The sequence below is a fragment of the Streptomyces sp. BYX5S genome (assembly GCF_054724165.1).
On sequence record NZ_CM138829.1, the window covers coordinates 8,031,640 to 8,046,243 of the forward strand.

The window sequence follows — 14,604 nt, forward strand, 5'->3', positions numbered from 1 at the left end:
CCCGCATCCCATATGCTTCTCACGTCCCCGACGCGCTGCGAAGCGCGCAGGCGGGCCGATAGCCCTCATCGTCTAGCGGCCTAGGACGCCGCCCTTTCAAGGCGGTAGCACGGGTTCGAATCCCGTTGGGGGCACGCACAACCGTGTGAGAGACTTGCGCTTGCTCGTCTCGCACACAACAGCAAGGTCCTGTGGAGCAGTTTGGAGTGCTCGCCACCCTGTCAAGGTGGAGGCCGCGGGTTCAAATCCCGTCAGGACCGCTGAAGTTCCTCGTGAACTTCGTGGCTGGGTAGCTCAGTTGGTACGAGCGATCGCCTGAAAAGCGATAGGTCGCCGGTTCGATCCCGGCCCCAGCCACAGGAACTAGGCCCCGTCTTCGGACGGGGCCTATTGCGTTTCCCGGCCCCTGTTCAGACCGGCGCCGCGTGCAGCGGGCCCGTGCCCCGGCCGCCCGGGTGGCGGTGGCGCCAGAACCAGAAGAGGACGCAGGAGACCAGGGACCAGCCGGCCAGCACCAGGAACGGGAAGGCGTGCTGGTTGCCCTGGAAGTAGACCGCCGTGTGCTGGGCGTTGTACGAGGCGCCCGGTGGCAGCCACTGGCCGAGGCGGCCGATGACCGTGGGCAGCAGCGGGGGCGCGACGGCGCCGCCGGAGGCCGGATTGCCGAGCAGGACCAGCAGGCCCCAGGTCGGGATCATCGCCCAGCGGTGGAAGAACGTGTTGAACATCGTGAAGACCATGCCGCAGGTGAACATCGTCAGCGCGAGGATCAGCCAGGACTCGACGAAGGGCAGGTCCACCGCCCCGAGCCCCCAGTCCGCGACGGCCGCCACGGCGAAGCCGCCGAGCAGCGCGTAGGCGACGGTGAAGGCGATCCGTTCGGCCGGGTTGAGGCCGCGGGCGTGCACGCTGAGCTGGATCGCGCCGACGAAGCCGATGATGACGGCGGCGAGCGTGATGTAGAAGATCGTCAGGCCCCGCGGGTCGCCGCCCTGGAGCGGGTTCACGTCCTTCACCGTCACGGGGATGCCGGTCGCCTTGCTGACCGGGGGCGCCGCCTCGGTGAAGACCTGGGCGACGGTGACGCCGGAGGCGCCCGAGACGTCGAGGCGGACGCGGGCGCCGTTGTCCCGCACGTCGAACACCGCGTAGATCCTCTGGGCGTCGAGCGCGTCGCGGGCCGCCTGCGGAGAGTCGTACAGCTTGAGGTCGAGCTGGGCGTCGAGGGCCTTCTCCATCGCCCCGACGAAGGCGCTGCGCCGCGCGGCGTCGTGCTCGCCGGTGACGCCGGTGGGGATGTGGTGCGGCGTCGGGTTCGCCATGGAGTACGTGTACGAGCCGGCGAAGAGGGCGGCCGCCGCGGCCAGGATGAGGACGAGGACGGTCGCCGGGAAGAAGGGCGACTGCTTGAAGCCGGCCCAGCGCTCGGCCCCGCTCGGCGGACGGCCGTGCGCGCCGTGCGGCGGGTGCGGCTCGGGTTCGGGCTCCGCGGCCGACTCTTCGGGCAAGTGGGACATATCGGCACGTTAAGCCAGACATCGGCGGAGTACATCCGGACACCGTTCCGGCCCCTGCCGACCGGGGCCCGCGCACCGCCCGCAAAACCGGTCGCCACGGATTTCCGCGAGGTGAGATCCTTGGGGACGTATGTCTACGCAGCCTGCCCCCGCCGCCGATCAGTTCGCCGCCGTAGCGCGGCGGCTGTCCGAGCTGTCCCTGCGCGACGAGCACCGGCTCGGGCGCAGGCTCGAAGGTGCCCGCAAGATCCGTAAGCCGGAGGCCCGTGCCGCCGTGCTCACCGAGATCGAGACCGAGGCCGAGAAGGCCGGCGTCCGCACGGACACCCGCCGTGAGCGCCGCGCCGCCCTCGACGTCACGTATCCCGAGCAGCTCCCGGTCAGCCAGAAGAAGGACGAGATCGCCGACGCGATCCGCGACCACCAGGTCGTGATCGTCGCCGGTGAGACCGGATCGGGAAAGACGACGCAGATCCCAAAGATCTGTCTCGACCTCGGCCGCGGTGTGCGCGGCATGATCGGGCACACCCAGCCCCGCCGGATCGCGGCCCGCACCGTCGCCGAGCGCGTCGCGGACGAGCTGGGCACGCCGCTGGGCGAGGCCGTCGGCTGGAAGGTCCGGTTCACGGACCAGGTCGACCAGGACTCCACGTTCGTCAAGCTGATGACGGACGGCATCCTGCTCGCCGAGATCCAGACGGACCGCGAGCTGCGCGCCTACGACACGATCATCATCGACGAGGCGCACGAGCGGTCGCTGAACATCGACTTCCTGCTGGGCTACCTGGCGCAGCTGCTGCCCAGACGCCCGGACCTCAAGGTCGTCATCACCTCCGCGACCATCGACCCCGAGCGCTTCTCCCGGCACTTCGGGGACGCCCCGATCGTCGAGGTCAGCGGGCGTACGTATCCGGTGGAGGTGCGCTACCGGCCGCTCCTCGAAGAGGACTCGGACGACTCCGACCGCGACCAGATCACCGCGATCACGGACGCGTGCGAGGAGCTGATGCGCGAGGGCGACGGCGACATCCTCGTCTTCCTCTCCGGAGAGCGCGAGATCCGCGACACCGCGGACGCGCTGGAGAAGAAGAAGTACCGGTTCACGGAAGTGCTGCCGCTGTACGCGCGGCTCTCGCACGCCGAGCAGCACCGCGTCTTCCAGCGCCACACGGGCCGCCGCATCGTCCTCGCCACGAACGTCGCGGAGACCTCCCTGACGGTCCCCGGCATCAAGTACGTGATCGACCCGGGCACGGCCCGCATCTCGCGCTACAGCCACCGTACGAAGGTGCAGCGCCTGCCCATCGAGCCGGTCAGCCAGGCCAGCGCCAACCAGCGCAAGGGCCGCTGCGGCCGTACGTCCGACGGCATCTGCATCCGCCTGTACTCCGAGGACGACTTCCTCGCCCGCCCGGAGTTCACGGACGCGGAGATCCTCCGTACGAACCTGGCCTCGGTCATCCTCCAGATGACGGCGGCGGGCCTCGGCGACATCGAGAAGTTCCCCTTCATCGACCCGCCGGACCACCGCAACATCCGCGACGGCGTCCAACTCCTCCAGGAACTGGGCGCGTTGGACCCGAAGGAGAAGGACGCCCGCAAGCGGCTCACGCAGCAGGGCCGCAAGCTCGCCCAGCTCCCGGTGGACCCGCGTCTCGCCCGCATGGTGCTGGAGGCCGACAAGAACGGCTGCGTGCGCGAGGTCATGGTGATCGCGGCGGCCCTGTCCATCCAGGACCCGCGCGAGCGCCCGCAGGACAAGCAGGCGCAGGCCGACCAGCAGCACGCCCGCTTCAAGGACGAGACCAGCGACTTCCTGGCGTTCCTGAACCTGTGGCGCTACGTGCGCGAGCAGCAGAAGGAGCTGGGCTCCTCCGCGTTCCGCCGCATGTGCAAGCGCGAGTACCTGAACTTCCTGCGCATCCGCGAGTGGCAGGACATCTATACGCAGTTGCGAACGGTCGCGAAGCAGATGGGCATCCATCTGAACGACCAGGACGCGGCCGGCGACTCCGTCCACGTCTCCCTCCTGTCCGGTCTGCTCTCGCACATCGGCATGAAGACTGCATCCGACAGCGGCTCCGCCGCGGGGAAGGAGTCGAAGGAGTCGCAGGCCAAGGACCCCAAACAGGCGGGCCGTGATCGCGGGCGCAACGAGTACATCGGCGCCCGCAACGCCAAGTTCGCGATCTTCCCGGGCTCGGCCCTCTTCAAGAAGCCGCCGCGGTTCGTGATGTCGGCGGAGCTGGTGGAGACCTCGCGCCTGTGGGCGCGCGTGAACGCGAAGATCGAGCCCGAGTGGGTCGAGCCGCTCGCCGAGCACCTGCTGAAGCGCACGTACAGCGAGCCGCACTGGGAGAAGGACCAGGCGGCGGTGATGGCGTACGAGAAGGTGACGCTGTACGGCGTCCCGCTCGTCGCGCAGCGCAAGGTGAACTACGGGCGGATCGACGCCGAGGTCAGCCGCGAGCTGTTCATCCGCAACGCGCTGGTCGAGGGCGACTGGCGCACGCACCACAAGTTCTTCGCGGACAACCGCAGACTCCTCACCGAGGTCGAGGAGCTGGAGCACCGGGCCCGGCGCCGCGACATCGTCGTCGACGACGAGACCCTCTTCGACTTCTACGACCAGCGGGTCCCGGAACACGTCGTATCGGGCGCCCACTTCGACTCCTGGTGGAAGCACAAGAAGCGCGAGGAGCCCGAACTCCTCGACTTCGAGCGCTCGATGCTGATCCGCGAGTCGGCGGAGGCGGTCACGAAGGCCGACTACCCGGACTCCTGGCGGCAGGGGGAGCTGAAGTTCCGGGTGACGTACCAGTTCGAGCCGGGCGCGGACGCGGACGGCGTGACCGTCCACATCCCGCTCCAGGTGCTCAACCAGGTCACTGACGAGGGCTTCGACTGGCAGATCCCGGGCCTGCGCGAGGACGTCGTCGTCGAGCTGATCCGCTCCCTGCCCAAGCCGATCCGGCGCAACTACGTACCGGCGCCGAACTACGCGAAGGCGTTCTTGGAGCGGGCGGTCCCGTTGCAGGAACCGCTGCCGACGACGCTCGCGCGCGAGTTGCAGCGGATGGTCGGCGTCCCGGTGAAGGCCGACGACTTCGACCTCACCCGCGTACCGGACCACCTGAAGATCACGTTCCGGATCGTCGACGAGCGGCGCCGCAAGCTCGCCGAGGACAAGGACCTGGAGGCGCTGAAGCTCCGGCTGAAGCCGAAGGCCCGGCAGGCCATCTCCAAGGCCGCCGCGGCGACCGCCGAGCGCGCGGGTGGCCCCTCGGTCGAGCAGAAGGGCCTGACCGACTGGACGATCGGCACGCTGTCGAAGGTCTTCGAGACCCGGCGGGCCGGCCAGCCGGTCAAGGCGTACCCGGCGCTCGTCGACGACGGCGACACCGTGTCCGTACGCCTCTTCGACAGCGAGGCCGAGCAGGCGCAGGCGATGTGGAAGGGCACGCGCCGGCTCATCCTGCGCAACATCCCGGTGAACCCGGGGAAGTTCGCCGCGGACAAGCTCACCAACCCCCAGAAGCTCGCCCTGTCGGCGAACCCGCACGGCTCCGTGCAGGCCCTCTTCGACGACTGCGCGATGGCCGCCGCGGACAAGCTCATCGGTGACTTCGGCGGCCCCGCCTGGGACGAGGAGTCGTACCGGAAGCTGTACGACAAGGTGCGCGCGGAGATCGTCGACACCACGGTGCGCACGGTCGGCCAGGTGCAGCAGGTGCTCGCCGCGTGGCAGGCAGCCGAGCGGCGCCTGAAGTCCACGAAGAGCCCCACGCTCCTCGCCAACCTCCAGGACGTGCGCGGCCAGTTGGACGAGCTGATCCGCCCCGGCTTCGTCACCGCGACCGGCCTGCGGCGCCTGCCCGACCTGGTGCGCTACCTCGTCGCGGCCGACCGCCGGCTCCAGCAGATGCCGACCGGCGTCCAGCGGGACACCACCCGCATGGAGAAGGTCCACGAGATGCGGGACGAGTACCTGTGGCTCCTTGAGCAGATGCCGCAGGGGCGGCCGGTGCCGCAGGAGGTGCTGGACATCCGGTGGATGCTGGAGGAGCTGCGGGTCAGCTACTTCGCGCATGCGCTGGGCACGGCGTACCCGGTCTCGGACAAGCGGATCGTGAAGGCGATCGACGCGCAGGTTCCGTGATCGGGCGGGTGCGCAGAGTGAGTTCGACCGCACGGCCTGCGCTGCTGTAGAGTCCTGTCTCGCAGCGCAACGCAGTACAGCGCAGCGAAACCTGGTCCTGTGGAGCAGTTTGGAGTGCTCGCCACCCTGTCAAGGTGGAGGCCGCGGGTTCAAATCCCGTCAGGACCGCAGTAGAAGAGACCCGCACCGTACGGTGCGGGTCTCTTTTTGCGTTGGCGTCGTTGCGGTCGTCCCGTCGTCGCGGTTGAAAGATCGGGGCTCCGCCCCGGGCCCCGCTCCTCAATCGCCGGAGGGGCTTGAGAGGGCCGAATCGCGCTCGGATGGGGCCGGAGGGGCTTGTTCGAACCCCGTGGAGGGCCCTGGAGTGGGCTCAGAGGGGCTGGGAGGGGCATGGGGACGAAAGACCCTGGGGAGTGTGACCAAAGGCGGCCCTACGGGCCCTCAACTGGTGGGAGCCTAGGGAGAGTCGGCGCCGGCGTGGCCCCAATAGCGCACGGGCGTCACTTGCAACAAGTGACGGGGTGTGTGACGGGAGTCACCGAAGTTGTTTTGGAAACACCGTTTCTTACCCCCGCCCTACAACGGCTCAATTTAATATGTGCAATTGCACTACCCCGGAGGGCCGCCCACAGGGATCCATCAAGGTCCAACAAGGGCACGCACAGACGCCCGCCGGAGGCAGGCCCGCGCGCACAAAAAAGATCGCGCTGGACCCGGCGGAGTCCAGCGCGATCGATGACGCTTCCGTGATGCTGTTGAGATGACGCTTCAGCGGACCTTCGGCAGAAGGAGTCCCGTTGGGGCGGGACCGGCGTCCTGTGGAGCTAGGGGTGGGCGTCCGACGGGTTGGGGGACCCGAAAACGCCCGTATTGCTGCGTAATGCGGTGCCTCAGGCCTCGCTGCGCTGCTGCGGGATGCCCGCAAGCAGGGCGCGGACCTCGGCCTCGCGGTAACGGCGGTGTCCGCCGAGCGTACGAATCGACGTGAGCTTGCCAGCCTTCGCCCAGCGCGTGACCGTCTTGGGGTCGACGCGGAACATCGTGGCGACCTCAGCCGGGGTCAGCAGCGGCTCGGCATCAGGGGTGCGAGCGGTCATGAGCGGCCTCCTCGGAGAACCGAACCTTCTCGGTTCATTCCTCTAAATTCTGCACCTTGACCCGCGTTGCCCGAAATGGCGGACGCGAGTCGAGTCGGTTATAGGACGAACGGCTTGTCCTCGGCACTACAACTACACCATCCGTCCAGCCGCGTCGGCCAAACCGATGGAATTGCCCTCCCAGGTGTCCATCAGCGACGGATGCCGATGGACCGTGCCATAGCGGACAGTCACGCCACAGTGACGATCAGTCACAGAGCGATCAGGAGCCATCAGACCCCCCAGCGGCAGTGCAATGCTGAGTAATCCGTCCATGGTTGGACTTAGTTGGACGGACAGAGCCCTCCCCGGACTCCTTGTCCTATTTTGACACGAGGAGGGGTGATGGGCGCAAGGTCCAGTTAAGTGCCGTCCATCACGCTTGAGGCAAACGCCCGGATCGGGACGTAGGTCCCAAGCGCCCTGTGAGCGGCGTCACTTGGGTGCGTGTGAGGGTGGGTCAGTTGGCGAACTGGCGGTCCCGCGCCGCACGCCAGCGTTCCACAAGCCGCGCGTACGCCGTGCCCGCGCCGTCCCCGTCGCCGGAGCGCAGCGCCGCGATCCCCTCGGCGACGTCCGCCGCAGAGTGGTCCTCCTCCAGGAAGTCCTGCGGCAGGGCGTGCACGAGACCGCCGTAGTCGAGCTCGACGTACGAACGAGGGTGGAACTCCTCGAGCCAGCGCCCCACATCTACCAGGCCGTCGATCAGCGGCCCTTCCTCGATCGCGTCCTTCAGCGTCTTGAGACCGCGCGCGACCCGGCGCCTGGCCTGCACCATCGGCGTGCGGTAGCGCAGCCGCGGGACGCCGACGCCCCCCGCCCCGTCCTCGTCGCTCTTCTGCTCGTACTCCCGCTCCTCGTCCGAGACCAGCACGAACCAGTTGATCGGCACCTGCCACGTCGACGTGCGGATCCAGGGCCGGGCGTCGGGGTTGCGCTCCAGCCAGCGCTCGTAGTCGGTGGCGGTCTGCCGGCGCACGACCGGCGGGATCGCCGCGTCCAGGACCGGGCCCGGCAGCTCGCCGGGGAGCTCGCCGAGGGCCTGCCAGCCGCGCAGCCGGGTGCGCCACGGGCACACGCACACCACCCCGTCGATCGCGATCACGAACGCGTCGTCGCTCTCGTGGACCGGCACGGGCACCGGCGGAGTGGGCAAGAGATCAGCCAAAGAACGGCGCAATTCATCCTGGTAGGAAGGGAGCCGCTCGCGCTTCGCGTAGCGCTCCCAATGGCCGCGCTCCGGCTGGGGGAAAGCTGCGAGGGGTTCGTACACGCGCAGATACGCCGCATACGGGACGGTCACCGACGACTCCTTGGGCACGGCTGCTCCCTCCCCCGCACACCGGCTGGAAAACACTCTCCATGGTCCCACTCGGTCACCGGACGGTGACGCGGCGCGAGAGAGTGATCCTCGGCACTGCGGCCGTGACGGGCACGTCCACGCTCTAATCTCTTGCTCACACAGCACCTCGGACGCCCGCCACCCGCACGGGAATCCGCTCAACCGCCGCTATGTACTTGGGAGTCACCACCGTGACCGATGTGACCGGCGAAGTCCTGCACACCCTCTTCCACTCCGACCAGGGGGGCCACGAGCAGGTCGTCCTCTGCCAGGACCGGGCCAGCGGCCTCAAGGCCGTCATCGCCCTGCACTCGACCGCCCTGGGCCCGGCCCTCGGCGGCACCCGTTTCTACCCGTACGCCTCCGAGGCGGAGGCGGTCGCCGACGCGCTGAACCTCGCGCGCGGCATGTCGTACAAGAACGCCATGGCCGGGCTCGACCACGGCGGCGGCAAGGCCGTGATCATCGGCGACCCGCACACCCTCAAGAGCGAGCAGCTGCTCCTCGCCTACGGCCGCTTCGTGGCCTCCCTCGGCGGCCGGTACGTGACGGCCTGCGACGTCGGTACGTACGTGGCCGACATGGACGTCGTGGCGCGCGAGTGCCGGTGGACCACGGGGCGCTCGCCCGAGAACGGCGGGGCGGGCGACTCCTCGGTCCTCACCGCCTTCGGCGTCTTCCAGGGCATGCGGGCCAGCGCCCAGCACCTGTGGGGCGACCCCACCCTGCGCGGCCGCAGGGTGGGCATCGCGGGCGTGGGCAAGGTGGGGCACCACCTCGTCGAGCACCTGCTGGAGGACGGCGCCGAGGTCGTGGTCACCGATGTGCGCGCGGAGTCCGTGCGGCAGGTCACCGACCGGCACCCCGAGGTCGCGGTGGCCGCCGACACCGACGCGCTGATCCGGGTGGAGGGGCTCGACATCTACGCGCCCTGCGCGCTGGGCGGAGCCCTGGACGACGACACCGTTCCGGTACTGACCGCAAAGGTGGTGTGCGGCGCGGCCAACAACCAGCTCGCGCACCCCGGCGTCGAGAAGGACCTCGCCGACCGCGGGATCCTCTACGCCCCCGACTATGTGGTCAACGCGGGTGGCGTCATCCAGGTCGCCGACGAGCTGCACGGCTTCGACTTCGACCGGTGCAGGGCGAAGGCCGCGAAGATCTTCGACACCACGCTCGGAATCTTCGCTCGTGCAAAGTCTGACGGTATTCCGCCGGCCGCGGCGGCCGACCGGATCGCCGAACAGCGGATGGCCGAGGCGCGCGGAAGGGGCTGACCGCGACCCTCGCGTAACGAGAGTCACGTCCCCCGGCGGGTCGCCCGCCCAGAAGAGGTTAAAATCGCAGCTGACCAGCGAGGAAAGGGCTCCTGGCTGGTCCTGCGCCGAGGCGCGTCCTGCGGGCGACGTACCGTATGGGCGTGGGCTCAGGTACCGTGGAAGCCCTACGGACCGGTCTCCCTGCGGGGAGTCCGTTCCAGTTCATGAACGCGTGTCAAGACTCTGGGGCCATGAAGCCCCATCACCGAGGGGGTCGAGCCATGGGGCGCGGCCGGGCCAAGGCCAAGCAGACGAAGGTCGCCCGCCAGCTGAAGTACAACAGCGGCGGGACTGACCTGTCGCGTCTGGCCAACGAGCTAGGCGCATCCACGTCGGATCCAGTATCGAATCAGCCGCCGAACGGCGAGCCTTTCGAGGACGACGACGAGGAAGACGACCCGTACGCCCGCTACGCGGACATGTACGGCGACAACGAGGACGAGGACGACGAGTCCGGTCCTTCGTCACAGCGCCGCGGCGCTTGACCTCGTAGCACGTCAGCGACACACCAGCCGCTGCACTTCACCCGGTCCGGGGTGGTCACACGCCGGACCGGGTTTTGTGCTGTCCGCACAACGGGCCCGGCGGTCCCGCGCGGACCTCGGGGGCGCCGCTCCCACAGCGCCCCCTGAGGGCTAGTTCGCGTAGTCACCCGTGAGCTCGGCGCCCGTGGCGTGCTCACCGCGCTCGACGATCTCGCCGGCGACCCAGGACTCCACGCCCCGGTCGGCGAGGGTCGCGAGGGCGACCTCCACCGACTCCTGCGGCACGATCGCCATCATGCCGACGCCCATGTTCAGCGTCTTCTCCAGCTCCAGGCGCTCGACCTGGCCCTTCTTCCCCACGAGGTCGAAGATCGGGTCCGGCGTCCACGTGGACCGGTCGACCGTGGCGTGCAGGCCGTCCGGGATCACGCGGGCCAGGTTCGCCGCGAGGCCGCCGCCCGTGATGTGGCTGAAGGCGTGGACCTCGGTGGTGCTGATGAGCGACAGGCAGTCCAGCGAGTAGATCTTCGTCGGCTCCAGGAGCTCGTCGCCGAGCGTCCGGCCGAGTTCCTCGACGTGTGCGCCCAGGTCCATCCCCGCGCGCTCCAGGAGGACGTGGCGGACCAGCGAGTACCCGTTCGAGTGAAGACCGGAGGACGCCATGGCGATCACCGCGTCACCCTTACGGATGCGGTCCGGGCCCAGCAGCTTGTCGTGCTCCACGACGCCGGTGCCGGCGCCCGCGACGTCGAAGTCGTCCGCGCCCAGCAGGCCCGGGTGCTCCGCCGTCTCGCCGCCCACGAGGGCGCAGCCCGCGAGGACACAGCCCTCGGCGATGCCCTTCACGATGCCGGCGACCCGCTCCGGGTGGACCTTGCCCACGCAGATGTAGTCCGTCATGAAGAGCGGCTCGGCGCCGCACACCACGATGTCGTCCATGACCATCGCGACGAGGTCGTGGCCGATCGTGTCGTAACGGCCGAGCTGCCGCGCGATGTCCACCTTCGTGCCGACGCCGTCGGTCGCGGAGGCGAGCAGCGGGCGCTCGTACTTCTTCAGGGCGGAGGCGTCGAAGAGGCCGGCGAAGCCGCCGAGGCCACCGAGGACCTCGGGGCGCTGCGTCTTCTTCACCCACTCCTTCATCAGCTCCACGGCGCGGTCGCCGGCTTCGATGTCGACGCCCGCGGACGCGTAGGAAGCACCGGATGTGGTCTCAGACATTGCCTGGGATCTTTCGCTTGGGTGTACGGGGTCTACGGGCGACGGATCGCGTCGGACGCAGCCGTGGACGCAGGACCTGCGGCCAGTTCCGTCTCCAGGAGCTGCTTGCCGAGGAGCTCCGGGTCGGGGAGGTCCATCGGGTACTCGCCGTCGAAGCAGGCACGGCAGAGGTTCGGCTTGGCGATGGTGGTCGCCTCGATCATGCCGTCGATGGAGATGTACGAGAGCGAGTCGACCCCGAGCGAGGTGCCGATCTCCTCGACCGTCATGCCGTTGGCGATCAGCTCCGCGCGGGTCGCGAAGTCGATGCCGAAGAAGCAGGGCCACTTGATGGGCGGCGAGGAGATCCGGACGTGGATCTCGGCCGCGCCGGCCTCGCGGAGCATGCGGACGAGGGCGCGCTGCGTGTTGCCGCGCACGATCGAGTCGTCGACGACGACCAGACGCTTGCCCTTGATGACTTCCTTGAGCGGGTTCAGCTTCAGACGGATGCCGAGCTGGCGGATCGTCTGGGAGGGCTGGATGAACGTGCGCCCGACGTAGGCGTTCTTCACCAGGCCGTTGCCGAACGGAATGCCGGAGGCCTCCGCGTAGCCGATCGCGGCCGGTGTCCCGGACTCCGGCGTCGCTATGACGAGATCGGCCTCGACCGGGGCTTCCTTGGCGAGCTTGCGGCCCATCTCCACGCGGGAGAGGTACACGTTCCGGCCCGCGATGTCCGTGTCGGGACGGGCCAGGTAGACGTACTCGAAGACACAGCCCTTGGGCTTTGCTTCGGCGAAGCGAGACGTTCGCAGGCCGTTCTCGTCGATGGCGACGAACTCGCCCGGCTCGATCTCGCGGACGTAGGAGGCGCCGCAGATGTCGAGCGCGGCGGACTCGGAGGCGACCACCCAGCCGCGCTCCAGGCGGCCGAGCACCAGCGGGCGGATGCCCTGCGGGTCGCGGCCCGCGTACAGCGTGTTCTCGTCCATGAAGACGAGCGAGAAGGCGCCCTTGACCTGGGGCAGCACCTTGAGTGCCGCGTCCTCCACGGTCAGCGGCTTGCCGTCGTCGTCGACCTGGCCGGCGAGGAGCGCCGTGATCAGGTCGGTGTCGTTGGTGGCCGCGACCTGGGTCGCGCGCCCGTTCTCCTTGGGGAGATCGGCGACCAGCTCGGCGAGGTGCGCCGTGTTGACCAGGTTGCCGTTGTGCCCGAGGGCGATCGAACCGTGCGCGGTGGCGCGGAACGTCGGCTGGGCGTTCTCCCATACGGAGGCCCCGGTGGTCGAGTAGCGGGCGTGACCGACCGCGATATGACCTTGCAGGGACCCTAGGGAGGTTTCGTCGAAGACCTGGGAGACGAGTCCCATGTCCTTGAAGACGAGGATCTGGGAGCCATTGCTGACCGCGATTCCCGCGGATTCCTGACCCCGGTGTTGGAGGGCGTAGAGCCCGAAGTACGTGAGCTTTGCGACCTCTTCACCCGGAGCCCAGACACCGAAGACGCCGCAAGCGTCCTGGGGGCCCTTCTCGCCGGGAAGCAGGTCGTGATTGAGTCGACCGTCACCACGTGGCACGTCACCGAGTGTAGACGTGATCCCCCAGTGGTCCGAATTGGGGACCGGGACTACGCGGGTTGACCGGGGCCGTTGTGACGGAACTCATCACGCCGTCCGAAGTACGGACGGGTAGTTGACAGCTGTACGCCCCTCTCGGCAGAGTCCCTGGCCATGCAGCCACTCCGTGACCACGTGGTCACCCTTGTGGAGCGCCGCCACGTCGACCTGGTCCGTGTCGCGAGCGCCATCTGTCTCTGTGCGTGATTGACCTTCCCCTGCCCTGACGCCCGTACGGCGTCCGTCTCCTGACGTCCGTGCGCCGTCGGCCGGCGGCTTCCGCCCGTGTGCCGGAGCCGCCCATCACCGCATTCCCGCGCCCCGTCGAGGCGCGGCTTTCGCGTGCCGCTCCGGCGGCCCATCACCTCGGAGACCCCATGCCTTCGCATGCCTCTCGCCTGTCCCGTCGCGCCCTCGGCGGGGCCGCCGTCGCCACCGTCGCCGCCGCCGGTGTCGGGGCGGCCACGACCCGGACCGCGCAGGCGGCCGAGCCCCGGGAGACGCCCTTCCGGGCCGCTTCCGGGCGCCGGTCGCGGCGGCCCAACATCCTGTTCATCCTGGGCGACGACCTGGGCTGGGCGGATCTGTCCTCGTACGGCTCCCCGCACATCAAAACCCCGCACCTGGACCGGCTGGCCCGGCAGGGCGTGCGGTTCACGGACGCGTACAGCGGCTCCGCGACCTGCTCGCCGACCCGGTTCAGCCTCTACACCGGCCGCTACCCGGGCCGTACGAAGGGCGGTCTCGCGGAGCCGATAGCCGACCGGTCCGTGGGGCTCGACCCGAACCACCCGACGCTCGCCTCGCTGCTGCGCGGCGCCGGGTACGCGACGGCCCTGATCGGCAAGTGGCACTGCGGATACCTGCCGGACTACTCGCCCACCAAGTCGGGCTGGGACGAGTTCTTCGGGAACTTCGGCGGGGCCCTGGAGTACTACTCGAAGCTGGGCCTGGGCGGCGAGTACGACCTCTACGAGGGCCGGGTGAGGGAGGGCGACGCCGAGTACAAGGACCTGCGCTACTACACGCGGGTGCTGACCGAGCGGGCGAGCGAGTACGTGAAGCGGGACCACGGGGGCACGCCGTGGCTGCTCAACCTCAACTTCACCACCCCGCACTGGCCGTGGATCGCCGACGGCGACGAGGAGGCGAGCGCCGAGGTCGTCCGGCGGATCAGGGCCGGGGACAAGCGGGCGCTGTTCCACGACGACGGCGGCTCGGTGGAGAAGTACACGGAGATGGTCGAGGACCTGGACCGGTCGGTCGGGCAGGTGCTGAAGGCGCTGAAGGAGTCCGGGCAGGAACAGGACACGCTCGTCTTCTTCGCCTCGGACAACGGCGGTGAGCGCTTCTCCTACAACTGGCCGCTGTCCGGCAACAAGTCGTCCCTCCAGGAGGGCGGCATCCGCGTGCCGACGATCGTGCGCTGGCCCGCCCGCATCGACGGCGGGCAGGTCAGCCACGAGCCGGTGTTCACCCCCGACTGGACGGCGACGCTCCTGGAGATCGGCGGGGCCCGCGCCGACAAGGCGTACCCCCTCGACGGCACCAGCCTCGCGGGCTATCTGCTGCGCGGCGAGAAGTTGGCGCAGCGCGCGCTGTTCTGGCGGGTGCGCGGGGAGCGGGCCGTGCGGCGCGGAGACTGGAAGTACTACCGGGGCAGCGGCGGCGCCGACCAGCTGTTCGACCTGGCGGCCGACCGGCGCGAGCAGGCCGACCGGGCGGCCGCCGAGCCGAAGCTGCTGGCCGAGCTGAAGGCGGTGTGGGAGAAGACGGACGCGGAGCTGCTGCCCTATCCGTCCTGAGCTCCCGGTCCGCCGGTCCGGG

General features: G+C 69.2%; 10 protein-coding genes and 4 tRNA genes. 9 read left to right on the forward strand and 5 right to left on the reverse strand.

The features are described from left to right. Positions 1-61 precede the first annotated feature (61 nt). The 3 genes from ACYBSK_RS36275 to ACYBSK_RS36285 all read left to right on the forward strand — a co-directional run bounded on the left by ACYBSK_RS36275 (position 62) and on the right by ACYBSK_RS36285 (position 357). Positions 62-134, forward strand: a tRNA-Glu gene (locus ACYBSK_RS36275). Between the two features lie 51 nt (positions 135-185). After that, positions 186-260: transfer RNA gene (locus tag ACYBSK_RS36280), tRNA-Asp, on the forward strand. 23 nt (positions 261-283) lie between these two features. Next, positions 284-357, forward strand: a tRNA-Phe gene (locus tag ACYBSK_RS36285). 53 nt (positions 358-410) lie between these two features. On the opposite strand, the gene ACYBSK_RS36290 is transcribed toward ACYBSK_RS36285, so the two are convergent. Then, positions 411-1,517 (reverse strand): ABC transporter permease, encoded by a 1,107-nt coding sequence (locus tag ACYBSK_RS36290; protein WP_460244624.1) that lies wholly within the window; start codon positions 1,515-1,517, stop codon positions 411-413. A 130-nt stretch (positions 1,518-1,647) separates the two neighbouring features. Here ACYBSK_RS36290 and hrpA point away from each other — a divergent pair, with 130 nt between their 5' ends. Further along, the gene (gene hrpA / locus ACYBSK_RS36295) at positions 1,648-5,676 is read left to right on the forward strand and encodes an ATP-dependent RNA helicase HrpA (RefSeq protein ID WP_460244625.1); all 4,029 of its coding nucleotides are present in this window, start codon (positions 1,648-1,650) and stop codon (positions 5,674-5,676) included. A 93-nt stretch (positions 5,677-5,769) separates the two neighbouring features. Further along, positions 5,770-5,844 (forward strand) — tRNA-Asp (locus tag ACYBSK_RS36300). Positions 5,845-6,566: 722 nt separating this feature from the next. Here ACYBSK_RS36300 and bldC read toward each other — a convergent pair. Together bldC and ACYBSK_RS36310 are read right to left on the reverse strand one after the other, a co-directional pair. Next, on the reverse strand, positions 6,567-6,773 hold the full coding sequence (gene bldC / locus ACYBSK_RS36305) for a developmental transcriptional regulator BldC (RefSeq protein ID WP_003949541.1): 207 nt from the start codon (positions 6,771-6,773) through the stop codon (positions 6,567-6,569). Between the two features lie 499 nt (positions 6,774-7,272). Then, complete coding sequence (locus ACYBSK_RS36310) at positions 7,273-8,133, reverse strand: hypothetical protein (protein ID WP_457481480.1); 861 nt, start codon at positions 8,131-8,133, stop codon at positions 7,273-7,275. Positions 8,134-8,345: 212 nt separating this feature from the next. On the opposite strand from ACYBSK_RS36310, the gene ACYBSK_RS36315 reads away from it, so the two are divergent. After that, a complete protein-coding gene (locus ACYBSK_RS36315) occupies positions 8,346-9,431 on the forward strand; it encodes a Leu/Phe/Val dehydrogenase (RefSeq protein WP_457481481.1) in 1,086 nt (361 codons plus the stop codon). A 263-nt stretch (positions 9,432-9,694) separates the two neighbouring features. After that, the gene (locus ACYBSK_RS36320) at positions 9,695-9,958 is read left to right on the forward strand and encodes a DUF3073 domain-containing protein (RefSeq protein WP_457481482.1); all 264 of its coding nucleotides are present in this window, start codon (positions 9,695-9,697) and stop codon (positions 9,956-9,958) included. 150 nt (positions 9,959-10,108) lie between these two features. Here the strand turns inward: ACYBSK_RS36320 and purM are convergent, their stop codons facing one another. Continuing rightward, positions 10,109-11,179, reverse strand: a complete 1,071-nt coding sequence (gene purM / locus ACYBSK_RS36325; protein ID WP_460244626.1) for a phosphoribosylformylglycinamidine cyclo-ligase — start codon at positions 11,177-11,179, stop codon at positions 10,109-10,111. Between the two features lie 32 nt (positions 11,180-11,211). After that, positions 11,212-12,738: an amidophosphoribosyltransferase gene (gene purF, locus ACYBSK_RS36330; protein ID WP_457481484.1), complete on the reverse strand. Its 1,527-nt coding sequence runs from the start codon at positions 12,736-12,738 to the stop codon at positions 11,212-11,214. 153 nt (positions 12,739-12,891) lie between these two features. Here purF and ACYBSK_RS36335 point away from each other — a divergent pair, with 153 nt between their 5' ends. Continuing rightward, positions 12,892-12,984, forward strand: a complete 93-nt coding sequence (locus ACYBSK_RS36335) for a putative leader peptide (protein ID WP_356386122.1) — start codon at positions 12,892-12,894, stop codon at positions 12,982-12,984. Between the two features lie 170 nt (positions 12,985-13,154). Further along, complete coding sequence (locus ACYBSK_RS36340; protein ID WP_460244627.1) at positions 13,155-14,582, forward strand: sulfatase family protein; 1,428 nt, start codon at positions 13,155-13,157, stop codon at positions 14,580-14,582. The last annotated feature ends 22 nt before the right edge of the window (positions 14,583-14,604 follow it).